Annotated in this window: 21 protein-coding genes and 1 riboswitch; of the genes, 18 read left to right on the top strand and 3 right to left on the bottom strand. The window is 45.9% G+C overall.

Translation table 11 applies throughout. The features are described from left to right. From WMO28_RS04480 to WMO28_RS04505, 6 genes are all read left to right on the top strand, one after another. A complete protein-coding gene (locus WMO28_RS04480) occupies window positions 1-1107 on the top strand; it encodes a sugar ABC transporter substrate-binding protein (RefSeq protein ID WP_349056180.1) in 1107 nt (368 codons plus the stop codon). Window positions 1108-1340: 233 nt separating this feature from the next. Beyond that, on the top strand, window positions 1341-2357 hold the full coding sequence (chvE, locus tag WMO28_RS04485) for a multiple monosaccharide ABC transporter substrate-binding protein (protein ID WP_435375866.1): 1017 nt from the start codon (window positions 1341-1343) through the stop codon (window positions 2355-2357). A gap of 73 nt (window positions 2358-2430) precedes the next feature. Then, complete coding sequence (gene mmsA / locus WMO28_RS04490) at window positions 2431-3969, top strand: multiple monosaccharide ABC transporter ATP-binding protein (RefSeq protein WP_178644084.1); 1539 nt, start codon at window positions 2431-2433, stop codon at window positions 3967-3969. Window positions 3970-3973: 4 nt separating this feature from the next. Next, on the top strand, window positions 3974-5149 hold the full coding sequence (gene mmsB, locus WMO28_RS04495) for a multiple monosaccharide ABC transporter permease (protein WP_349056181.1): 1176 nt from the start codon (window positions 3974-3976) through the stop codon (window positions 5147-5149). Window positions 5150-5797: 648 nt separating this feature from the next. After that, on the top strand, window positions 5798-6589 hold the full coding sequence (locus tag WMO28_RS04500; RefSeq protein ID WP_178641924.1) for an AAA family ATPase: 792 nt from the start codon (window positions 5798-5800) through the stop codon (window positions 6587-6589). Continuing rightward, entirely contained in the window at window positions 6576-7004 is a 429-nt protein-coding gene (locus WMO28_RS04505) for a hypothetical protein (protein WP_349056182.1), read from the top strand. The genes WMO28_RS04500 and WMO28_RS04505 overlap by 14 nt, the downstream gene beginning before the upstream one ends. A gap of 92 nt (window positions 7005-7096) precedes the next feature. Here the strand turns inward: WMO28_RS04505 and WMO28_RS04510 are convergent, their stop codons facing one another. Beyond that, window positions 7097-8818: an ABC transporter ATP-binding protein gene (locus tag WMO28_RS04510; RefSeq protein WP_349056184.1), complete on the bottom strand. Its 1722-nt coding sequence runs from the start codon at window positions 8816-8818 to the stop codon at window positions 7097-7099. A 346-nt stretch (window positions 8819-9164) separates the two neighbouring features. Here WMO28_RS04510 and WMO28_RS04515 point away from each other — a divergent pair, with 346 nt between their 5' ends. Then, window positions 9165-11381 carry a glucose PTS transporter subunit IIA gene (locus tag WMO28_RS04515; RefSeq protein ID WP_178641166.1) on the top strand — a complete coding sequence of 739 codons (2217 nt, stop codon included), beginning with the start codon at window positions 9165-9167 and terminating at the stop codon, window positions 11379-11381. A 239-nt stretch (window positions 11382-11620) separates the two neighbouring features. Then, complete coding sequence (locus tag WMO28_RS04520) at window positions 11621-12448, top strand: PRD domain-containing protein (RefSeq protein ID WP_349056193.1); 828 nt, start codon at window positions 11621-11623, stop codon at window positions 12446-12448. A gap of 28 nt (window positions 12449-12476) precedes the next feature. On the opposite strand, the gene WMO28_RS04525 is transcribed toward WMO28_RS04520, so the two are convergent. Then, window positions 12477-13355, bottom strand: a complete 879-nt coding sequence (locus WMO28_RS04525; protein WP_092070206.1) for a LysR family transcriptional regulator — start codon at window positions 13353-13355, stop codon at window positions 12477-12479. Window positions 13356-13521: 166 nt separating this feature from the next. On the opposite strand from WMO28_RS04525, the gene WMO28_RS04530 reads away from it, so the two are divergent. Beyond that, the gene (locus tag WMO28_RS04530; RefSeq protein ID WP_173736935.1) at window positions 13522-14169 is read left to right on the top strand and encodes a YoaK family protein; all 648 of its coding nucleotides are present in this window, start codon (window positions 13522-13524) and stop codon (window positions 14167-14169) included. Between the two features lie 15 nt (window positions 14170-14184). Next, window positions 14185-14940 carry a DUF4866 family protein gene (locus WMO28_RS04535; protein WP_173736841.1) on the top strand — a complete coding sequence of 252 codons (756 nt, stop codon included), beginning with the start codon at window positions 14185-14187 and terminating at the stop codon, window positions 14938-14940. 95 nt (window positions 14941-15035) lie between these two features. Here the strand turns inward: WMO28_RS04535 and WMO28_RS04540 are convergent, their stop codons facing one another. Continuing rightward, window positions 15036-16364, bottom strand: a complete 1329-nt coding sequence (locus tag WMO28_RS04540; RefSeq protein ID WP_178643127.1) for a threonine/serine exporter family protein — start codon at window positions 16362-16364, stop codon at window positions 15036-15038. Window positions 16365-16685: 321 nt separating this feature from the next. On the opposite strand from WMO28_RS04540, the gene pckA reads away from it, so the two are divergent. The 8 genes from pckA (at window position 16686) to WMO28_RS04580 (ending at window position 23759) form a co-directional block, all read left to right on the top strand. After that, entirely contained in the window at window positions 16686-18290 is a 1605-nt protein-coding gene (pckA, locus tag WMO28_RS04545) for a phosphoenolpyruvate carboxykinase (ATP) (RefSeq protein ID WP_349056185.1), read from the top strand. A gap of 218 nt (window positions 18291-18508) precedes the next feature. Further along, window positions 18509-18638, top strand: a riboswitch (NiCo riboswitch). 251 nt (window positions 18639-18889) lie between these two features. Beyond that, window positions 18890-19816: a cation diffusion facilitator family transporter gene (locus WMO28_RS04550; protein WP_349056187.1), complete on the top strand. Its 927-nt coding sequence runs from the start codon at window positions 18890-18892 to the stop codon at window positions 19814-19816. Window positions 19817-20130: 314 nt separating this feature from the next. Further along, the gene (locus WMO28_RS04555) at window positions 20131-20346 is read left to right on the top strand and encodes a hypothetical protein (protein ID WP_178644927.1); all 216 of its coding nucleotides are present in this window, start codon (window positions 20131-20133) and stop codon (window positions 20344-20346) included. A 221-nt stretch (window positions 20347-20567) separates the two neighbouring features. Continuing rightward, window positions 20568-20885: a rhodanese-like domain-containing protein gene (locus WMO28_RS04560; protein WP_178644925.1), complete on the top strand. Its 318-nt coding sequence runs from the start codon at window positions 20568-20570 to the stop codon at window positions 20883-20885. 120 nt (window positions 20886-21005) lie between these two features. Then, a complete protein-coding gene (yfcE, locus tag WMO28_RS04565) occupies window positions 21006-21548 on the top strand; it encodes a phosphodiesterase (RefSeq protein WP_178644923.1) in 543 nt (180 codons plus the stop codon). Then, on the top strand, window positions 21545-22699 hold the full coding sequence (locus WMO28_RS04570; protein ID WP_178644921.1) for a THUMP domain-containing protein: 1155 nt from the start codon (window positions 21545-21547) through the stop codon (window positions 22697-22699). Before yfcE ends, WMO28_RS04570 begins: the two co-directional genes overlap by 4 nt. Next, entirely contained in the window at window positions 22699-23283 is a 585-nt protein-coding gene (locus WMO28_RS04575) for an XTP/dITP diphosphatase (protein ID WP_178644919.1), read from the top strand. Before WMO28_RS04570 ends, WMO28_RS04575 begins: the two co-directional genes overlap by 1 nt. Continuing rightward, window positions 23280-23759 carry a YfcE family phosphodiesterase gene (locus tag WMO28_RS04580; protein ID WP_178644917.1) on the top strand — a complete coding sequence of 160 codons (480 nt, stop codon included), beginning with the start codon at window positions 23280-23282 and terminating at the stop codon, window positions 23757-23759. Before WMO28_RS04575 ends, WMO28_RS04580 begins: the two co-directional genes overlap by 4 nt. Window positions 23760-23786: the final 27 nt, after the last annotated feature.

Raw genomic sequence — 23786 nt, forward strand, 5'->3', positions numbered from 1 at the left:
ATGAGTTGGGGAAAAGGTATAAAAAATCTTGTGGTTTTTCTTTGTATGTCGGCACTGATGCTGACCGGCTGCACAACGGAAAAGACAGAACAGACGACAGCACAGGAAACAGATACTCAGGAGAAAACAGGGGAAAAGAAGATTCAGATCGGTCTGACAGTGGATTCTTTTGTGATTGAACGCTGGATCCGTGACAGGGATGTTTTTGTGGCAACAGCCAGAGAACTGGGGGCAGAGGTGAATGTGCAGGATGCAGGCGCTGATGCAAAGGAGCAGATCAGTCAGATCGACTACTTTATCAAGAAGCATATGGATGTGATCGTAATTATAGCCAGGGACTGTGGGGCACTTTCGGATGCGGTGGAGCGTGCCCACAGTGCGGGAATTCGGGTGATCTCCTATGACCGGATGGTTCAGGATGCAGATACGGATATGTACATATCCTTTGATAACCGTAAGGTTGGTGAGATCATGGCACAGTCCATGCTGGAAGCAATTCCGGACGGTGGAAAGATATTCATGATCCAGGGCTCTGCCACAGATAATAATGTTGCAATGGTAAAAGAAGGCTTTGAAGATACATTAAAGGGCGGAAATCTGCAGGTGGTATATGAAGCCAACTGTGAGGGCTGGACTGCAGAGCTTGCGGTGGATTTCGTTGAGGAAGCCCTGGAAAAATATCCGGATGTGAAGGGAATCATGTGCGGAAACGACGATATTGCAAGTCAGGTGATCCAGGTCCTTGCCGAGAATCAGCTTGCAGGAAAAGTGATCGTGGTGGGGCAGGATGGTGACCTGGCGGCCTGTCAGCGTATTGTGGAGGGAACTCAGTATATGACTGCGTTCAAATCCATCGAGGATCTGGCCCGCCAAGCAGCGGAATATGCAGTAAAGATGGCACAGGAGGGAAAGGTTCCCTCTGATGTGACAGACACCATGAATGACGGAAGCTATGAGGTTCCGGCCAAGATTCTCGCGCCGGTAGCAGTTACCAGGGACAATATTGACGAGGTGATCATCGACGGAGGCTTCCACAGAAGGGATGAGGTGTATCTGAATACCGATTATGATACAGATTATGACAATTCAGAAAGCTATGCACAATAATACAATATTATGACAAAAATCAATAGCAGATTTTTGGCACAAAAATGTCTTGCTTCATGCAGGGCATTTTTCTTTTGCAAAAAAATGTCTTTGTCTTTGCCAACTATGTCCAGATAGAGCTGTGCTATAGTAACATCATCAAAGGAAACGTGATTCCAAAAAATGAAACGGAGGGTTTTATAATGAAAAGAAAGATGGTATCTGCAATTCTTTGCGCGTCAATGGTAGCTGGTATGGTAGTAGTTCCTGCAGCAACAGCACAGGCAGCAGACAAAAAAGTGATCGGTGTTACCATGCCGACCAAGGATCTCCAGAGATGGAACCAGGATGGCGAGAACATGAAGAAAGAGCTTGAGGCAGCCGGATATGAGGTTGATCTTCAGTACGCATCCAACGATGTAAGCACACAGGTTTCACAGCTTGAGAACCAGGTTGCAAACGGATGTGATCTTCTGGTTGTTGCATCCATCGATGGAAGCAGCCTTGGCGAGCCACTGAAACAGGCAAAGGAAAAAGGAATTCCGGTTATCTCCTATGACCGTCTTCTTATGAATTCTGATGCAGTTTCCTATTATGCAACATTTGATAACTACAAAGTAGGTCAGAAACAGGGCGAATATCTGGTAGATGCACTGGATCTGGATAATGCAGACGGACCGTTCAACATCGAGCTGTTCACAGGTGATCCTGGTGATAACAACTGTAACTTCTTCTTCGGCGGTGCAATGGATGTTCTTCAGAAATACATCGATGACGGAAAACTTGTAGTAAAATCCGGTCAGACAGAGTTTGAGCAGGTTGCTACAGCGAACTGGGACAGCGCAAAAGCTCAGGACAGAATGGATACCATCATCGCAGGTAATTACTCTGACGGAACAAACCTTGACGCAGTTCTCTGCTCCAACGACTCTACAGCACTTGGTGTTGAGAATGCACTGGCAGCGTCCTACACAGGCGAGTATCCGATCATCACTGGTCAGGACTGTGATACACCGAACGTTAAGAACCTTGTAGCAGGAAAACAGGCAATGTCCGTATTCAAAGATACAAGAGCTCTTGCATCTGCAGTAGTAAAAATGGTTGACTCCATCATGAAAGGTGAGGAGCCGGAAGTTAATGATACTAAGTCCTATGACAATGGTACAGGCGTGATCCCGACATACCTTTGCGATCCGGTTGTAGTTACAACAGACAACTACAAAGAGATCCTTATCGATTCCGGATACTACACAGAGGATCAGATCAAATAAATAAAATAAATTTTAAATGCAGGTGGGATCTATGCCCGCCTGCATAAACAGTGGAAAGGGAGGGAAATTTAAATTGGCTAAGATACTTCTGGAAATGAAAAATATCACCAAAACTTTCCCCGGTGTAAAAGCGCTGGACAACGTTAATCTCCAGGTCGAGGAAGGCGAGATTCACGCACTTGTAGGGGAGAACGGTGCCGGTAAATCTACATTAATGAATGTATTAAGTGGTATTTATCCCTACGGTTCATACGAGGGAAATATTATTTATAATGGTGAGATCTGTAAATTTAACACCATAAAGGACAGTGAACAGAAAGGTATTGTTATCATTCATCAGGAGCTTGCGCTGATCCCGTATATGACCATCGGCGAAAACATGTACCTGGGTAATGAAAGAGGAAAAAGCTTTTCCATCAACTGGAACGAAACCTATGGAGAAGCGGATAAATATTTGAAAATAGTGGGGCTGGAGGAATCCTCCAGAACTTTGATCAAGGATATTGGTGTTGGTAAGCAGCAGCTGGTTGAGATCGCGAAGGCTCTTGCGAAAAATGCAAAGCTTCTGATTCTGGATGAGCCTACTGCATCACTGAACGAAGATGATTCCAAGGCTCTTCTGGATCTTCTTCTGAAATTTAAGAAGCAGGGAATGACGTCTATCATCATTTCCCATAAATTAAATGAGATCTCCTATGTGGCAGATAAGATCACGGTTATCCGTGACGGTTCCACGATCGAGACTCTGGATAAAAAGAAAGATGATTTCTCTGAGCAGAGGATTATTCAGGGAATGGTCGGACGTGAGATGACAGACCGTTTCCCGAAACGCCCGGATGTGAAGATCGGGGATGTTTCCATGGAGGTTAAGAACTGGAATGTTTATCATCCGCTGTACACAGAGCGTAAGGTGGTAAACAACGTATCCTTCAAGGTACATAAAGGTGAGGTTGTTGGTATCTCAGGTCTTATGGGTGCCGGACGAACCGAACTGGCTATGAGTATTTTTGGCAAGAGCTATGGAACAAAGATCTCCGGACAGATTTTTATGAACGGAAAAGAAGTAAAGCTGAACACGGTTCAGGAGGCCATCGACAACAAGCTTGCCTATGTTACTGAGGACCGAAAGGGAAACGGACTGATCCTTTCCAAGTCCATCAAGATGAACACGACTCTTGCAAATATGTCCGGTATCAGCAACGGAAAAGTGATCGACACAGATAAAGAGTATGCGGTTGCTGAGGAATACCGGAAGAAGCTGAAAACAAAATGTCCGACTGTTGAGCAGAATGTAGGTAACTTAAGTGGTGGTAACCAGCAGAAGGTTCTTCTTGCGAAGTGGATGTTTGCAGAACCGGATATTCTGATCCTGGATGAGCCTACAAGAGGTATCGATGTAGGTGCAAAATACGAGATCTACTGTATCATCAACGACCTGGTCGCAGCCGGAAAATCTGTGATCATGATCTCTTCGGAGCTTCCGGAAGTTCTTGGAATGTCAGACAGAATTTATATCATGAACGAGGGCAGATTTGTAGGTGAGGTGAGTGGCAAGGAGGCTACCTCCGAGCTGATCATGTCCAAGATCGTGAAGTCAGGTAAAGGAGAGTAAGAAGATGGAGAAAAAGATTAGTTTTTCAGAAATATTAAAGAAATATACCATGGTCATCGTCCTGGTATTTGTTGTGATCATGTTTTCTGTGAACACGAAGGGTGTTATGCTTCTTCCGCAGAACGTGAATAACCTGGTAGCGCAGAATGCGTATGTATTTATTCTTGCAACTGGTATGTTGTTCTGTATCCTGACCGGTGGTAACATCGACCTGTCTGTTGGTTCGGTTGTTTGTTTTGTTGCTGCTGTCGGTGGTAAGATGATGGTTCTTAACAGCATGAATCCGTATCTTACCATGATCGTAATGCTTCTTGTTGGTATTGCGATCGGTGCATGGCAGGGATTCTGGATCGCTTATGTAAGAATTCCTCCGTTTATCGTTACTCTGGCTGGTATGCTTGCTTTCCGTGGTCTTTCCAATGTTGTTCTGGAAGGCCAGACACTGGCTCCGATGCCTGATGGTTATCTGGCTCTGTTCAATAATTATATCCCGGATTTCCTTGGCGGCGGTGAAGGTTTTAACAGAACCTGTTTTGTTGTTGGTATTATTGTGTGCATCGTTTATGTTGTTGTTGTTATGAAGAATCGTGCGGATCGTGCGAAAAAGGGATATAGTGTTGAGGCTTTTGGTGGTGTTGCAGTGAAGATGGTTCTGATCTGTGTTGTTGTTCTGGCGTTTATGTTCAGACTTGCTCAGTATAAGGGTATTCCGAATTCTCTTCTCTGGGTTGCTGTGATCATTGCTATTTATACTTATATTGCTTCCAAGACTACTACTGGTCGTTATTTCTATGCAGTTGGTGGTAATGAGAAGGCTACAAAGCTTTCTGGTATTGATACCAATAAAGTTTATTTCCTGGCTTACCTGAATATGGGTCTTCTGGCTGCTATTGCAGGTATGGTTACTATGGCGAGACTGAATTCGTCTAACCCGCAGGCTGGTACGAACTTTGAGATGGATGCGATCGGTGCCTGCTTTATCGGTGGTGCTTCTGCTTATGGTGGTACTGGTACTGTTCCTGGTGTTATCATTGGTGCGCTGCTGATGGGTGTTCTGAACCTTGGTATGAGTATTATGGGTATTGACCAGAATATTCAGAAGGTTGTTAAGGGTATGGTTCTGCTGGCAGCGGTTATCTTTGATGTTGTTAGTAAGAGGAAGTCTTTTATTGTTAAGTAAGTGAGAGTGGGACGTGAAAAGGGACGCCCGGGAGGGCAGTGTGTTTTCCTTGCTGTTTCGGAGCCCCGATAGTACTAAGGCCCCGGTGATTTGCTAAAACCATTCTCAAAATTCCGGAACTCGCGGCTTGGCCGCTCAGACAGCCGGAATTTTGAGAATAACGCAAATCCCCGGGGCCTAAGTACTGTCAGGGACTCCTGCAAAGGCTGCGGAGAAACACACTGTCCTCCCGGGCTGTGCTTTGGGCGTGGAAGGGATGGGGTGACGGGCTGTTGCCCTTCGGGCAAAGCGCCTGCGGAAATTCTGACGAAAGTGTGGTGGGCCATCGGGCGCTGCGCTGGATGGCTGCAAGGGCTGAGTTTGCGTTTGCCTGACGGAGGGGTGGTGAGCCGAGGCGCTGCGCTGTCGGCTTGTAGTGTGTGGTGAGGTGTTGTGCTGTTGGTTTGTGGATGTTGAGATGGTTTGCTGTTGGTTTGTGTGAGATTTTTTTGTCGAGTTTCTTGGTTTTGTGGGGGTTTTGCTTGTTTTTGGGGTGGGGTTATATTATAATGGGTGGTAGTTATTGAAGTTGTGGTTGCTGTTCATTGGTGGCATTCTGTGAAGTGTATTCGGAGTGGACAGTAACAATTTTTGTTTCGGGAGGCTGCGATGGGGAATACGGTGACGATTTGTTTTGCGAATAATAAGGGCGGCAGCGGGAAGTCTACGAGCTGTTCTAATGTGGGGGCGGCTCTTGCCGGGATGGGTAAGAGGGTGCTTCTTGTGGATGGTGATATGCAGCTGAATCTTTCGCTTTCCTTTTTTGATGAGGAAGAGGTTCTTAAGATGGCTGCCAGTGAGAAGAATCTTTATTATGCGATCGGTCATCAGTCGGATCTGACGGATTTTATCGTGCATACGAAGTATGAGAATCTGGATCTGGTTCCGTCTTCTACTTTGATGAGTTCTGTGGAGTATGAGCTTTTTACGAAGTGGCAGAGGGAGTTTATCCTTCGTAAGTGCCTGCAGAAGGTGAAGGATTCCGGGGTTTATGATTTTATTCTGATCGATGCGCCGCCGACTCTTGGTGGCTGGGTGATGAATATTTTGTGTGCTTCGGATTTTGTTCTGGTTCCGGTGGAGGCGAGTCCCTGGGGGATGTTTGGTCTTGCGAATATGTTTGATTTCCTCAATGAGGTCCGTGAGATCGCTCCGGCGCTTCAGGTTCTTGGAATCGTGGTGACGAAGGCGGATGCCCGGAAGAATTATTTTAAACAGACGATGGAGACTTTGAAGGAGATGGAGGGTATCTATCTGTTTGAGTCTTTTATCCGTGTGGACAGTTCTATTGAATGGTCACAGGACAGCAGCGAGCCGGTTGTGGAATTTAAGAAGAGCAGCCGTAGCGCAAAAGAGTACAAAGCATTGGCAGAGGAGGTAATGAATCGTGTCAGTAGGTAAAGCAAGTATCCAGAGAGCAGTGAATGCAGAGAAGACAGCAGAGAAAGTTACAGAGGTGAAAGTAGCTGTGAAACCGGCAGAAGTAAAGGCAGAGCCGGCCACAGAGAAAGCTCCGGCAGAGAAGAAGACTGCAGCGAAGACTTCTGCAAAGAAGACAACTGCAAAGGCTCCGGCAAAGAAAGCTGCAGCAACGAAGACTACAGCGAAGAAGACCACTACAAGAAAGACTACCACAAGAAAAACAGCTGCAAAGAAAACAGCAGCAGCTGAAAGCACAGGAACCGTTGCCCAGAATGTTATCAGCGGAGGAAACGCCGACGAGCTTCAGGCAGTATTTCATACGCCAAAGAAAGAAGAAGCAGACAAAAATCAGCCGGTAGGACTGAAAGACGAGCTTCCGGTTTATCTGCTGTAATTATAATACAGAAGAAATATTCACAAAGTTCATTACAAAAAACTGCCGCAGACTCTGTGCTATAATTCAGACACAGCGTTTGCAGCAGTTTTTTACATATTGTAATATGCAGAATACAATCCACCTTTTTCCAGCAACTGTGCATGCGTACCGCGCTCCGCGATACCATCCTCAGTGATCACAATGATCTCGTCTGCATCCCGGATCGTGGACAGGCGGTGAGCGATCGTGATCGTGGTACGGTTCTTAGAGAGCTCTTCCAGGCTCTTCTGGATCCAGCGTTCGCTTTCGTTGTCCAGGGCGCTGGTGGCTTCGTCAAGGATCAGGATTGGCGGATTTTTGAGGAAAACTCTGGCAATGGAGATTCGCTGTTTCTGGCCGCCGGAGAGGCGGGTTCCGCGTTCTCCCACATAAGTGTCGTAGCCGTCAGGCAGCTCCATGATGAAATCGTGGATGCTTGCACATTTTGCGGCCTTGATGATTTCTTCATCTGTGGCATTTGGTTTTCCGTAGGCAATATTATCCTTGATGGTTCCGTCAAAAAGATAGACATCCTGCTGTACCATACCGATCTGGCTTCGGAGACTTTTTAAGGTCAGGTTCCGGATATCTTTTCCATCGATGGTGACGGCACCTTCCGTTACATCATAAAATCTGGGCAGAAGAGAGCAGATCGTGGTTTTTCCGCTTCCGGAAGGTCCAACCAGTGCGATGGATTTTCCGGCAGGGATATCGATGGAGATATCGGAAAGCACTGTAGTTTCATCATCACTGTAATGGAAGAAAACATGATCATAACGGACATGACCTTTCACATCAGTAAGTTCCACAGCATCCGGAGAATCCTTGATCTCGGATTCCGTTTCCATTACATCCAGGAAACGTCGGAAGCCGGAAAGACCTTTCTGCATCATCTCCACAAGTTCCACCAGAATCTGGATCGGACTGATAAAGATTCCGATGTACAGCGCATACATGGCAAGGTCAGCAGTCTGCATCTCGCCCTGGGCGATCAGATAACCGCCGTAGACCAGTGTTACCAGATACATCATACCCTGGAAAAAAAGATTGGAGCTCATGAAGCCACCCATGCAGTGATAATTGTCTCTTTTAGAAACAAGAAAAGCTTCGTTGCTTTTTTTGAACTTGGCGCGCTCAATGTCCTCATTGGCAAAAGACTGCACCACACGGATACCGGAAAGTGTATCCTGCAGACTTGCATTCACATCCCCGATCTTCCGACGGTTTTCCATGAAGGTTTCCTGCATTTTTGCGTTCTGGCGGAAAGAAAAAATAAACATTACGATCACCAGGATGATCAGTGGAAGTGCCAGCTTCTTATTGATAAAGAACAGGAAGATAAAAGCACCGATAATTTTTACCAGGGAGATAAAAAGATTTTCGGGGCCATGATGTGCAAACTCGGAAATATCAAAAAGATCACTGACCAGCTTGCTCATCATCTGACCGGAATTGTTCTTACTGTAATAGGAAAAAGACAATTCCTGGTAATGGTCAAAAAGCTCCCGGCGCATATCACGCTCCATCTGAGCACCCATCATATGTCCCTGATAGGTTACATAATATTTGCAGAGACTCTGAACAATGTACATAACAAAAAGAGAAAGTGCGATCACAGGGAGAGCATGAAGAATGATACTTTTATCCTCTGTGAAGAGTGTTTTTGTCATAGTACGAAGGATCTGGGGATAGGCAAGATCCACCAGACTGATGATAGCCGCACAGATCAGGTCAATAAAAAAGACCGCTTTGTACGGGCCGTAGTAGCGGATGAATTTCTTAAGTGTATTCATCGGAAAAAGTACCTCCGTTTTTTGAAATATGTAGTGCATTATTAGTAACAGAGAAAGCTCTGACACTGACACAGTATCTTCATCTTAACATAACAGAAAAGAAAGTCAAGGTAAGGAAAATACGCAGTTCGCTAAAACTAACATAAAAATTTAATTTTCACCTTGACATATCCGAATAAACCTCGTATAGTGTATTTCAGATTTGGTGTGTAACTGATAAGCAGGCATTAACCAGTCATAAATGTTATTATTTTTATTTGACGTTTATGGGGGTTGGTGTCTTTTTTTGTTGCCCACTTGGAAAGACATGCTCTCCCGAAACGTCAGAGGAAAAGGAGAGAAAAACATGAAAGACAAGATTTTCGGAGTTTTGCAGCGTGTGGGACGATCCTTTATGCTTCCCATTGCAATTCTCCCTGTGGCAGGCCTGCTTCTTGGATTCGGCAGTTCTTTCACAAATGAGACAACCATCGCAACCTACGGACTTCAGGGAATTCTGGGAGAGGGTACCATTTTAAATGCTCTTCTGGTCATTATGAACAAAGTAGGAAGCGCGGTATTTGATAACCTGCCCCTGATCTTTGCAGTGGGTGTAGCCATTGGTATGGCAAAAAAAGAGAAAGAGGTTGCAGCTCTTTCCGCACTGATCGCGTATTTCGTTATGAACGTAGCGATCAATGGTATGCTTGTTGTAAACGGCAAGATCACAGCTGACGGACAGCTTGCAAAAGGCGTTCTGGAAGGTACGGTAACTTCTGTCTGCGGTATCCAGTCCCTGCAGATGGGTGTGTTCGGCGGTATCATTGTCGGACTTGGTGTGGCAGCTCTTCATAACCGCTTCCATAAGATCGTGCTTCCAAATGCACTTTCTTTCTTCGGCGGTTCCAGATTTGTGCCGATCATTTCCACGATCGTATATATGTTTGTGGGAATTCTGATGTATTTCGTATGGCCGGTAGTCCAGAACGGTATCTATGCTCTGGGCGGTCTTGTAACAGGCAGCGGTTATATCGGAACTCTGATCTTTGGTATTATTAAACGTGCCCTGATCCCATTCGGACTTCATCACGTATTTTATATGCCATTCTGGCAGACTGCAGTTGGCGGAACCATGGAGGTTGCAGGCCAGATGGTACAGGGCGGACAGAACATCTTCTTCGCCCAGCTGGCAGATTCCGCTCATGTGGCACATTTCAGTGCAGATGCAACAAGATATTTTTCCGGAGAGTTCATTTTCATGATCTTCGGTCTTCCGGGAGCAGCTCTTGCCATGTACCGCTGTGCAAAGCCTGAGAAGAAAAAAGCAGCAGGCGGACTTCTTCTTTCCGCAGCTCTTGCATGTATGCTTACAGGAATCACAGAGCCACTGGAGTTCTCCTTCCTGTTTGTAGCTCCTGCATTGTTTGCGGTACAGGTTGTTCTTGCAGGTGCGGCTTATATGATCGCACATATGTTGAATATTGCAGTAGGACTTACCTTCTCCGGAGGTTTCCTTGATCTGTTCCTGTTCGGAATCCTTCAGGGAAATGCAAAGACAAGCTGGTTCAGGATTATCCCGGTAGGTATCATTTACTTTATTCTCTACTATGTGATCTTCACCTTCCTGATCAAAAAGTTCAACTTCAAGACTCCGGGACGTGAGGATGACGACACAGAAACAAAGCTTTATACAAAAGCAGATGTAAACGCAAGAAAAGAAGCCGGAAAAGCCGGTGAAGCAGCAGGAAGTACATCCACAGACCCGGTAAGTGAAGCCATCACAGCCGGCCTTGGAGGAAAGAAAAACATCAGTGATGTGGACTGCTGTGCAACAAGACTTCGTATCACCGTTCATGATGCTGCAAGAGTCAACGACGATATTCTGAAAACAACAGGTTCCAGAGGAATCGTGAAAAAAGGCCAGGGTGTTCAGATCATCTACGGACCACAGGTAACAGTCATCAAGTCAAAGCTTGAGGATTATCTGGAAACAGCACCGGATGAATACTTCGAAGGTGCAGACAAAGCTGCCGGTGAGGCAGACACAGCTTCCGTATCCACAGAGAACGCAGCGCAGAATACATCCGAAGCAGCTGCACAGCCGGAGAAAAAAGTTCTTAAGACAGCTATTGTGTACAGCCCGGTAACCGGTATCGCTGCAGACCTTTCCACAGCGCCGGATGAAGGCTTTGCGGAAGGAATGATGGGAGAGGGTGCTGTAGTCACACCGAAGGACCCGGTGATCTGTGCTCCGGAAGACGGCGAGGTAGAGTTTATTTTTGACACAAAGCATGCCATCGGATTCCAGACAGATACAGATCTTCCTATGCTCCTCCATATCGGCATTGACACTGTAAAGCTGGAAGGAAAAGGCTTTGAGATCCTGGTAGAGCAGGGACAGCATGTAAAAAAAGGCGAGCCGTTGATGAAGATTGACATCCCGTATCTTACAGAAAACGCTCCGTCCTTATGTTCTCCGATCCTTTGCACAGAGATCGAGGATAATCAGAGAGTACGCCTTCTTGCCAATGGAGAGATCAAGGCAGGAGAGCCTCTGTTCGCAGTAGAGACTGTGGAAGAATAGGAAATTTTTCAGCAATAATATAGAAGATTGGTTTTGTGAAAAGCGCGCCTAATGCCCGGGCGCGCTTTTCCTGTGGCAAAGAAAATAACTGTCTGTCAGAAGGGCTTTACACAAAAGAAAGATTCTGTTACGATAAAGAAAATCAACAGCTGCAGACAAAAATGTCGACTGAAAATCCGGGGCAGACAGTGGTGGAATGTGGAAAAGCAGCAGGATATATAAAAATGGTGGGGAAAAAGATGTACAGAGTGAGCAAGGTATTGAACAATAACGGCATCATTGCCATAAATATGGAAGAAAACCAGGAATATGTACTTCTGGGAAAAGGTGTGGGATTTGGAAAGAAGGTCAGCCAGCGTTTTGAGGCTCCGGCAGACTGTACTATTTACAGGCTGGCTCAGGAGACAGAACGTGGCTCAGCAAAAGAACTGGCAAAGAGCGTAGCACCGGAATTTCTGGAGATTGCAGATGAGATATTGAGAGAAGCTGAGAAGACCTTTGGGGATACCATAGACAGAAGGATCCTGTTTCCCCTTGCTGATCATATTTCCTTTGCAGTGGGACGTATCCGGAATCATGAGCAGATCAGCAATCCTCTGACTGATGATATCAAGGTGCTTTTTTACAGCGAATTCAAGGTGGCGGAGAGATTGAAGAAGATCCTGAAGGAGCGGATGGATATTGAGATCGACGAGCATGAGGTGGGATATGTGGCACTTCATATTCACTCAGCACTTGGAGATGAAAAGGTGTCTGTTGCCATGCAGACAGCAAGAACGGTACGGGAATGCATCGCCATGATCGAGATGGCCACAGGAAGAAAGATCGATGTGATCTCCCTGTCCTACAACCGTATGATGAACCATATCAAATATATGGTAGCCCGTGTCTCCACAGGGGAGACACTGAAGCTGGATATGAATGAATATATAGAAGAAAAATATCCGGAATCCTACAGGATCGCGGAGGATGTATGTAAGAGCCTGGGCAAAAGCCTGGGTAAAGAGCTGGATCCTATTGAAATTGGTTATCTTGCCATGCATATTGAGAGGACAGTGGAACAATAAGCATAAATGGCTGATCAGTCTCAGAGATTTACACAATAAATTCAATGGCTTTTTTGACAGCAGTACTCATGGTAGTACTGCTGTTTGTGACTAGGCAGACCTCCCTCTGGGGGAGCGGCTCCTTAAGCTGAAGGGCAAAAATCTTCCCGTCATTGATCACTTCCCGGGCAAGGGGCTCGGGGTAAAAGCCGATTCCCAGATTGTGGACGATCATGGGAAGGACCTGGTCTGTAGTTGCTGCCTCGATGTCAGGATGAAAAGAAACACGGTTTTCCATAAAGTAATTCATATACATTTCTCTGGTGCTGGTCCCTTCCGCAAGACCTACAAAGGGCAGATCCTGAAGCTCATGGATGCTGATAGGGGCAGTGGTCAGATCCTTATATTTGCTTCCGCATACAAGGATCTCCCGGTAACGCAGGAGACTTTTTTTCTGTAAAGGCTTGCGGATGGAGATCGGAGTGGTGACAATAGCGAAATCCACCGCATAATTTTTCAGTGCCTGTACTGCCTGAGGAGTAGAATGGTTAAAGAGGCGCAGGCGAACATGGGGATATTGCTCGCGGAACAGCTCCAACTTTTCCAGAAGGATCAGACGCAGGGCATTTTCGCTGGCGCCGATGGAAACCAGACCATGTTCCAGCTCTCCGTTCTGGCGGATTTCCTCCTCGCCGATGGACAGCTGCTCAAAAGCCAGGGCAACGTGTTCATAAAGCTGGCGGCCTTCCGGTGTAAGTGCGATTCCCTTGTTGGATCGGAGAAAGAGCGTACATTTCAGCTCCTGCTCCAGGTTGTTCATACAGCGGGTGATATTTGGCTGGTTGTTGTGAAGAGCTCTTGCTGCCTTGGTAAAGCTCTTATACTGGGCTACATAATAAAAGATCCGGTAGTAGTCGTAAGTGATCATGTATTGTCTCCATCCTGTGATATGATTTTAATATGTTTACGATATTAATAATACTTTTTACATTTGCTTCTGAGCAAACTATAATACACCCGAGGAAAAAAATCAATGACAGGAGTGATTTAGAGTGGTTTCAGGAGGCGGAAAGCTGCAAAATGCGGACCGGCAGATGTCAGAAGCTTTTATCACAAGTGTATTTCTGGCAATGTCCGGCGGATTTCAGGATGCCTACACATACTTTACAAGAGATGAGGTGTTTTCCAACGCCCAGACAGGCAACGTGGTTCTGATGAGCCAAAATTTTATGACAGGACAGTGGGGAGAGGGCTTAAGGTACCTGTTCCCTGTTTTAGCCTTTGCCATTGGTGTTGTAGCGGCGGAGCGGATCCAGAGTACCTTTAAATATGCAAAAAAACTTCACTGGAGGCAGATGATCCTGCTGATCGAGATCCTGATCCTTTTTGTTGTGGGATTTATGCCGGGAGAATTGGATATGCTGGCAACCGTACTGGTATCCTTTTCCTGCGCCATGCAGGTACAGACCTTCCGGAAGGTGGGCGGTTATTCCTATGCAAGCACTATGTGCATCGGAAATTTACGAAGCGGCACGGCGGCGTTGTCCGTGTATTGTCGTGAAAAACGTCCGGAACAGCTGAAGCAGGCTCTTTATTATTTCGGAATAATTTTCTTTTTTGCCATTGGAGCCGGTGGCGGAGGAAATCTGTCCATGAGGCTGGGGATCCCGGCAATCTGGGTATCGGATGTTTTGCTTCTGCTCAGCTTTATTCTGATGTTTTCCAGTAAACATAGAGATTAGAAAGGGTGAGGAATTGTGGAAAACAGCACATTATTTCCAAGAGAGGAAAAGGCGGAGCTTTTATTTGAAAAGATCCTGAAGGATCCGGAGGCGTGCAGACGGCTGACGGAGACCTTCTATGAATCCATGGATGCGGATACAGACATAGAATGCGGATATCTTCCTCCGGAAAAATTCGCCTATGCATTGCTGGACGCATATAAAAACCGTGATCTGACAGCTCTCCTTATGGCGATCTGCCAGAACAGTATGTTTGATCTTCTGCGAAATTCTTTTCTGGCACCGTTCAGGTTCAATGCAGATGGACAGGAGAATCCGGTGTTTCTCACAGATGAAAAAGGAAATTTTCTGCGGGAAAAGGGAATTCATGTAAGTGACAGGGATTACGACCGGTTCCGCAGGATATACAGGGAGAAACCTGGTGTAAAGATGTATCTGGCGTATGGCTACCGGAAGCGACATGCCTATGATGAAGCTACCATGGAAGTAGAAGAGTACAAAATGGGCGAACATATCGGTGTGTTGCTGGTGTATGAGCTTCCGGACAGCGTAAAGGAAAAAGAAACGGAGGCACAGGCCTATGCGGCTGTATGGGATATCATGATGGCAATTCAGAAGAAGCTTCCAAGAGCTTTTGTGTATTATGGGCAGGATTCTGTGGAGGATGGTGGAAAACGTTATGACGGACTGGGCGTTTTTCTCCCCATCCATAAATTTGCGGATCGCCTGGAAAAAATGATCGGGATCGCTGATGAGATCGTAATGAAATAGAGTGTACAAAAAAGGACTGCTTTTGTATTGCTCCGGTTATCAGAAGGATAGTTGATGACCGGAAGCTACAGAAAGCAGTCCTTTTTGTATGCCCATCAGGTGCAGTAGCGGAACATTTTGTCCGTAAGGATCCTGGCGAAAATAAGACCCAGGGGAAGAGCAACGATGATCAGAATCGCAGCTGCAAACCAGGAGGCGGAAACATTCAGGGACATGATCCCCAGATTGTAGATCGCCCGGTAGAGATAAAGCCCGGGAACCATGATCACAATGGATGGTACGGTAATGGAAATCCTGGGATATCCCACTTTTGTTTTGATGAGGGAGGCCAGAAGTCCGGCTGTCAGTGCTCCGAAAAAAGCCGCGGCAGCAGGTGGGAAACCGGCAAGATCAACAAGCTCCAGACGCAAAGTGTTGGACAGTGCGCCGATGAAGGCGGCAGCTGCGGCAAGCGGGACAGGGCTGTTGAACATGACCGAAAAGCCGAATACCCCGCAGAAGCTTGCCAGAAGCCGGAACAGGATCCTCTGTGCTGCCGAAAGCTCCAGAGGCAGAAAATCCACAGGCTTCAGATGAAGGAGCAGTGCCATCAGCCAGGCAGAGACAGCAGCCACCATTACAACAATAATGGCGTAGGCCAGTCGTTCCAGCCCGGAACGCATATCCAGTTTGGCAAGGTCGATCCCGCTTGTGATAAACGGAAAGCCCGGAATGATAAACAGCATGGAACAGATGTATCCGGCCTCATGCTGGACGGAAATGTGGAACAGAAGCTCCGCAAGCTTCAGGAAGCCTGCATATACAAGGCAGGCAGAAGAAACGGAAAGAGCAATGCACATAAAAAGAGTAAAATGATGCTTGCCAAGCTTGCAGCGGATGGCGTTTCCGATGCCCGCGCCTGCAAAAGCCAGAATCATTTCCAGCGGGCCACCGCCCAGAAGAAAAGTAAATGCGCCACAGGCCAGTGCAGAAGCCAGTCCCAGGGCTGCAGGGGAATAAAGCCCGTGGATCCGCTCGATTTCATCTAACTGACTGTGCAGTGCTTCACCGCTCATATGGATACCTTCCGCAGGAAAATCACTGACAAAATGTTCCAGCCTGTTCAGCCTGGAAGTATTTACGCCGGTGGTAGTCAGACTAAGTGCATGGGAAAAACTGCTCTCACCGTCAAAGCAGGTGTAACTTATGGACATCAGTCCGATATCTGCGGAGCAGGTGATGCCAAGTGCTTCTGACAATGTATTCATGGAACTCCGTACCCGCCAGGCACCGGTTCCGCAGGAGAGAAGCATCATGCCTGTACGGCCGATCAGGGAAGCTTTTTCGGAAAGAGAGGCCTCGGTGATGGGCTGGCTGTTCCTGGTACTTACGTAGTTGTGCCAAGGGATTTCCATATGATTACGTTTGATCAGAATATCTGACATAGAAATCACTTCTTTCTATATATTAAAATCATATAGTTGCTATTATAAATATATATAATAACTATAATCAGATATATTGTAGCCATTATTCTGAAAAAGTCAAGTATAGATGGAGCAAAATCTGACAGTACCAAAACGCCACTGTTAAAGATTTATCATTTTTTTGCGGAAAATGAATTTTTTTGGTTGCTTTTACGTACAATTTATGTATAATTGTGGATAGGGAAGTTGGAATGACCAATTCCTTTGGCAGGATGACGAGAACCTGCAATAGTAGGTGGCTATCATAATTACTATTAAAGAAGAGAGGTAAATGTTAAGATGGCAAAAATCGATTTAACAAAGTATGGTATTACCGGAACAACTGAGATCGTGTACAATCCTTCTTATGACACATTATTCGAGGAGGAGACTAAAACAGAGCTTGAGGGCTTTGAGGTTGGTAAGGTCAGCGAGCTTGGTGCTGTCAATGTAATGACAGGTATCTACACAGGACGTTCTCCTAAAGATAAATATATCGTTATGGATGAGAACTCTAAGGACACAGTTTGGTGGACATCCGATGAGTACAAGAACGACAACCATCCTGCAACTCAGGAAGCTTGGGATGCAGTTAAAGATCTTGCTAAGAAAGAGCTTTCCAACAAGAGACTTTTCGTAGTAGATGCATTCTGCGGAGCAAACAAAGACACACGTATGGCTATCCGTTTCATCGTTGAGGTTGCATGGCAGGCACACTTCGTAACAAACATGTTCATTCAGCCGACAGCTGAGGAGCTTGAGAACTTTGAGCCGGATTTCGTTGTTTACAACGCATCCAAGGCTAAAGTTGAGAACTACAAGGAATTAGGACTTAACTCTGAGACAGCTGTAATGTTCAACATTACAAGCCGTGAGCAGGTTATCGTTAATACATGGTACGGCGGAGAGATGAAGAAAGGTATGTTCTCCATGATGAACTACTATCTGCCGCTTAAGGGCATCGCTTCCATGCACTGCTCTGCAAACACAGACCTTAACGGAGAGAACACAGCAATCTTCTTCGGTCTTTCCGGAACAGGTAAGACAACACTTTCCACAGATCCTAAGCGTCTCCTGATCGGTGATGACGAGCATGGCTGGGATGACAACGGAGTATTCAACTTCGAGGGTGGATGCTACGCTAAGGTTATCAACCTTGATAAAGAGTCTGAGCCGGACATCTACAACGCAATCAAGAGAAATGCTCTTCTTGAGAACGTAACACTTGATGCTGAGGGCAAGATCGACTTCGCTGATAAGAGCGTAACAGAGAACACACGTGTTTCTTACCCGATCAACCACATCGAGAACATCGTTCGTCCGGTATCTTCCGCACCGGCAGCTAAAGAGGTTATCTTCCTTTCCGCTGACGCATTCGGAGTACTTCCTCCAGTATCTATCCTGACACCGGAGCAGACACAGTACTACTTCCTTTCCGGATTTACAGCTAAACTTGCTGGTACAGAGCGTGGAATCACAGAGCCTACTCCTACATTCTCCGCTTGCTTCGGACAGGCATTCCTTGAGCTTCACCCGACAAAATATGCTGAGGAGCTCGTTAAGAAAATGGAGAAGAGCGGTGCTAAGGCATACCTCGTTAACACAGGATGGAACGGAACAGGAAAACGTATCTCCATCAAAGATACTCGTGGTATCATCGATGCAATCCTTGACGGATCTATTCTTAAAGCTCCGACAAAGAACATCCCATACTTCAACTTTGAGGTTCCGACAGAGCTTCCAGGCGTAGATCCTGCAATTCTTGACCCACGTGACACATATGCAGATGCAGCAGAGTGGGAGACAAAGGCTAAAGACCTTGCAGCAAGATTCGTTAAGAACTTCGCTAAATATGAGGGAAATGAGGCTGGTAAAGCACTCGTTGCAGCTGGTCCTCAGGCATAATCAGCCATTTCAACTGAATACAGATCGTAGACTTAACCGGGAGCGGATTTATCCGCTCCCGGTTTTTTTGACAAACTATCCATCTGTAAAATAAAAAATCTTATGCTTGACTAACATAATGTTCATGGTGTATCCTTGCTGAGAAGTCGGACGGGAGACCCGTAAGACTGTAAAAATTCTCTTTGCACTGCATTACATTCGAACAGGATGCGAGATCAACAGTACAAACTGAGCAGGCGATGCTTTTCGGAATCGAAAATAGCTGTCCGAAGGCATGGGGCCGGGCCGCAGGAAGCGGCAGCGGATATGGAATGTGACTTTGCTTTCAGACATATCTGCGGGACAGTGTATGTTTCGCAGGTATGTCTTTTTTACTGCAAAAATATGGGAATGCTTGAAGAATGGTAGAAGCTTGAGGCAGAACCTGAATATGTAAGAAGGAACACCGGCGGAAAATCGCACTGCAGCGAGTAGTGAAAGAACCGCCGGTTTTTTCACGGAAAATGTATGTGACATAAGAAGAACCTGACAATATATTATAGTATGCTGTGAAGCATTTATGTGCAGCTGCTGTAACATCAAAAAAGGAGGTCCTGTTTATGGAACACACAGAAAATAAAACATTACAAGACACAGAAAGAACAAGCTCATGGGAACAGCAGACAGCCATGAAGGTATCCGGAGTCAGCATTTTCGTAAACCTTTTGCTGTCAGCACTGAAGCTGATCGCCGGTATTGTGGCACATTCCGGAGCTATGATCTCAGATGCGATCCATTCTGCATCTGATGTAGGAAGTACATTTATTGTTATTGTGGGAGTGAAGCTTTCCGCAAAGAAATCAGACAAAGAGCACCAGTACGGACATGAGAGAATGGAATGCGTTTCTTCTATTGTTCTTGCAGGCATGCTTCTTGTGACCGGACTTGGTATCGGCGTTACAGGTGCCCGCGATATCGTAAAAAGTACATCCGGCGGAACAATCGCCGTTCCGGGAACACTGGCACTGGTTGCAGCAGTAGTTTCCATTGTAGTAAAAGAGTGGATGTTCTGGTATACAAGAGGTGCTGCGAAAAAGATCAATTCCGGAGCACTGATGGCAGATGCATGGCATCACCGTTCTGATGCACTTTCTTCCATCGGAGCATTTGTCGGTATCCTGGGAGCAAGACTTGGTTATCCGATCCTGGATCCGATCGCCAGCATTGTGATCTGCGTTATGATCGCGAAAGCAGCCATTGACATTTTCAGAGATGCTATCGATAAGATGGTGGATCATTCCTGTGACGAGCAGACAGAGGAGCGTATGCGCCGTGAGATCAACAAGGTTCCGGGAGTCCGGAGAGTAGATCTTCTCCGTACCCGCCTTTTCGGATCCAAGATGTATGTGGATATCGAGATCGCAGCGGACGGAAGCATTTCCCTTCACGATGCCCATGATATTGCGGAGAATGTACATGACACCGTAGAAAATAAATTCGCAGATGTAAAACACTGTATGGTACATGTAAATCCAATGAGTAATTAAAGAGCAAGCCGCCAGACTAAGTGAAAGGTCTGGCGGCTTGTTTTTCTGCATAGAGAAATACCCGGTAGGGGAGCTACCGGGTATTTCGAGGGGAGTATAAATAATTAAATAAGGGGTTATGTAAAAAAAAATTTTTGAAGGGTAAATTCTTTTTACAAGAATGATTATAATATAAACTGGAAAAAAAAGCAATATGATTTTGGCGAATAATCTCCAAACTTTTTGGGATAATATCTTCTGTAATAAAAAGTGGCAGAACCGTTTAAAAAAACGTTTAAAAGCCACAAAACCAACTTCATCAGGAGGTAATCAGAATGGCAAAAAACTATGAAACAGACAGAAATGAATCCAACTATGCAGGAAAAAATTACGGGGAAAGTGATTCCAGAAACTGCGGCAAGAACAGCTCCCGGAACAGTTCTAAAAATACTTCCCGAAACAGCTCAAAGAATGGCTACAGTAACAGTTACGGAAATAAAACATCTGACGAATACGATTCAGAAAAAAACAGAGAGTCTGACAGATATTGACTCTGTCAGAAAAACAAAGGATAAGAGCAGAAAGAAAAATGTACAGGAATGGCAGATTTGAAAAAATAATCAAAGAGTTTCTGTAAATGAACGAAGAGACAGGGCAGAATAAAGTCGGAAAGAGGCTTTTTCTGCCTTGTTTTCTGATGACTGGAAGAGCAGAACAAAGCACATCTGAAATGAAATTTCCATATAATAAACCAAAAAGAGGAGATTTTTCCATGTTTCAGATTGAAACCATCTCTGCCAAGATGCTGGATTATTATGTAGAGCGCAGCGACGCTATGATCATAGATCTCCGGGATCCTGAATCCTACAGAAAAGGACATGTCCGGAGTGCGGTAAATATTCCGTATAAAGAGCTGGAGGAATGTTCATTTCAGAATCAGTGTAAGCTCCCTGATAAAATTCTCGTATTTTACTGTGACCGGGGAGGAGCCAGCATGAAAGCCGCCAGAATTTTTGCCAGACAAGGTCATCGTACCAGATCTGTAATCGGAGGCTTTGCGGCATACAGAGGAAGAAATCTTGTGGGATAGCGAAGCGAATTGCGAATGCCTGAAATATAAGAAATCTTGTATTTTACACAGAATCATGATAATGTAAAGAAAGTAAATCAGGATACTACAATTATATACAAACCACAAGGAGACACGATTATGAAATATATGTTTGCGTCAGATGTACACGGTTCGGCATATTATTGCCGAAAAATGCTGGAAGCGTATGATGAGGAGAAGGCGGAGAGACTGGTGCTTCTGGGAGATCTGCTTTATCATGGACCGAGAAATGACCTTCCGAAAGAATATGCACCAAAGGAAGTCATCCGCCTTTTAAATGAGCGAAAGAATCAGATCTATGCAGTACGTGGAAACTGCGAGGCTGAGGTGGATCAGATGGTCCTGGAATTTCCGGTAATGGCAGACTACTGTATTCTTGCCCTCGACGGAAAAACCTTCTACGCTACACATGGACACATCTATAACAAGGATCACCTTCCGCCGATGATGGACGGAGATATCCTTATTCATGGTCATACACATGTGCTGAAGGCTGAAAATATGGGAAATTATATCCTTCTGAACCCGGGTTCCGTATCCATTCCGAAAGAAGGCAATCCGCCAACCTATGCGGTATATGAAAACGGAATCTTTACAATCAAAGATTTTGAAGGAAATACAGTACGGGAGATTACTTTATGAAGCTGTGGGAATTAACTGCGCCCTGCCATTTTGGAACAGAGGCGGTACTGAAACGCGAGATCATAGATCTCGGATATGAAGTAACAAAGGTGGAAGATGGAAGAGTAACTTTTCAGGCAGATGCCCAGGGCGTGGCGGATGCCAATATGTTCCTCCGTACCACAGAACGCGTACTTCTCAAGGTAGGCGAAGTAAAAGCTGAGACATTTGACGAGCTTTTTGAAAAAACAAAAGCGCTCCCATGGGAGAACTACATACCGAAGAACGGTAAATTCTGGGTAGCCAAGGCAAACTCTATCAAGAGCAAGCTTTTCAGTCCGTCTGATATCCAGTCTATCATGAAAAAAGCTATTGTAGAACGTCTCAAGGGAATTTACGGAATTTCCTGGTTCCCGGAGGATGGCCCGGAATTCCCGATCCGCGTGGCTTTTATGAAAGATATTGCACTAATCGGAATCGATACATCAGGCGTTTCCCTTCATAAGAGAGGATACCGTCAGATGACAGTAAAAGCGCCGATCACGGAGACTTTAGCCAGCGCACTTCTGATGCTTACCCCCTGGAAAAAAGACCGCATTCTTGTAGATCCGTTCTGCGGAAGCGGAACTTTCCCTATTGAGGCGGCGATGATGGCAGCTGACATGGCACCTGGAATGAATCGTCATTTCCTTGCTGAGAGCTGGGAGCATCTGATTCCGAAGGAATGCTGGGACGACGCGAGAGAAGAGGCCAGAGACCGTGTAAACCTTGATATTGAAACTGATATCCAGGGCTTTGATATTGATGCAGCGGCTATCAAGGCGGCTCGCGCTAACGCAAAAATGGCAGGTGTGGACAAGCTGATCCATTTCCAGCAGCGACCGGTCAGTGAGCTTCGTCATTCCAAACCGTTTGGTTTCATTGTAACAAATCCGCCTTATGGTGAGCGAATCGAGGAAAAATCTAATCTTCCGGCACTTTACCGGGAGATCGGCGAGAGCTATGAGCACCTGGATCGCTGGTCCATGTATCTGATCACTGCTTACGATAAGGCCGAGAATGATATCGGACGAAAGGCGGATAAGAACCGAAAAATATATAATGGAATGATGAAAACCTACTATTATCAGTTCCTGGGACCACGTCCGCCGAAGAAAGGAAGTATGAAATAATGAAAAAGATCATTTTTGCCACAGGAAATGAGGGTAAAATGAAAGAGATCCGCAGGATTCTTGCAGATCCACAGCTTGAGATCCTTTCACTGAAGGATGCCGGAATCCATGCAGATATTGATGAGAATGGAAAAACCTTCGAAGAAAATGCCATGATCAAGGCAGAGGCTATCTGTAAGATGACTGGCGAGATTGTTCTGGCAGATGATTCCGGTCTTGAGATCGATTATCTGAATAAGGAGCCGGGAATTTATTCTGCGCGTTATATGGGAGAGGACACTTCTTATCATATCAAGAATGCCAATCTGATAGAACGCCTTGCGGGTGTGCCGGATGAGAAAAGAACAGCAAGATTCGTCTGTGCCATTGCCGCAGCTTTTCCGGACGGAAGAAGAGAGACGGTACGTGCTGCAATGGAGGGACGCATCGGTTATGAGGAAAAAGGCGAGAACGGCTTCGGTTATGACCCGATTTTTTATCTTCCGGAGTATGGCTGCACTTCCGCAGAGCTTTCCATGGAAGAGAAAAACAAGATCAGCCACCGTGGAAAAGCTCTTCGTCTAATAAAGGAAGAGCTTGTATGAAGGTACTGATCGTAAGCGACACTCACGGAAGAGATGAAAATCTTGAGTTGGCGGTAAACCGGGAAGCACCTTTTGATATGCTGGTGCATTGTGGAGATGTGGAAGGAAGGGAATTTTATATAGAAGCTCTTGCTGACTGTCCCTGCAGCATTGTATCCGGAAACAATGATTTTTTTTCGGATCTTCCAAGAGAAGATGTAATTGATATCGAGGGAAACAAAGTTCTGGTGACACATGGACACTATTACGGTGTGTCCATGGAGTTTGACCAGCTGGTAGAAGCTGCCCGGGAAAAAGGCTGTAACGCGGTATTTTTCGGGCATATCCATGTGCCGGTGCTTGAAGAAGAGGATGGAGTGCTTCTGGTGAATCCGGGAAGTCTTGCATTTCCGAGGCAAAGAGGACGCAGACCAAGCTATGCGGTGCTGGAGACTGATGAAAAAGGTGGAATGCACGTGGAGATCCGGTATTTGTGAACCAACGGGGCGGGCCAGTGCTGGCCC

This window comes from Blautia aquisgranensis (assembly GCF_040096615.1).
Classification (GTDB): domain Bacteria; phylum Bacillota; class Clostridia; order Lachnospirales; family Lachnospiraceae; genus Blautia_A; species Blautia_A aquisgranensis.